1 pseudogene is annotated in these 472 nt (G+C 76.9%); it reads left to right on the forward strand.

From position 1 onward, the window contains the following. Positions 1-472 (forward strand): annotated as a pseudogene (locus AC5RWQ_RS30400) (hypothetical protein); the annotation flags it as partial.

Consider the following 472-nt stretch of genomic DNA (forward strand, 5'->3'; position numbering starts at 1 on the left):
GGCCAAGCGGCACACCGACGCGCTGCTGGCCACCCTGCGCGGCGCCCTGGACTCCCCCGGCGACCGCCGCGACCGGGTCGAGGCGACGCTGCACGCCTACCTGTCGGCCATCGAGAGCCGGCCGCAGGTCTACCGCTTCCACATGCACCCCGCCGAGACGCCCGCCGCCGACGGGGAGAAGGGGTTCGACGTCGGCCGCCACCAGGCCCCACTGCTGCGCCGGATGGGCGAGGACCTCGGCGACGTGATCGCCGAACGGCTCGACCTGGGCCCCGACACCCGCGAGGTGGCCCGGGTGTGGGGGCACGGCATCGTCGGCATGATGTACGCCGCCGGCGACTGGTGGCTGGGCGAACGCCCCTGCTCCCGGGACGAACTCGTGCGGACCCTGGCGGACCTGCTGTGGGGCCGGCTCACCCTCGCCGGCGACCGCGCCGGCAGCCGCGGGCTGTCGGCGGGCCGCCCGCCCCGA

The sequence above is a fragment of the Micromonospora sp. BS32 genome (genome assembly GCF_059089345.1).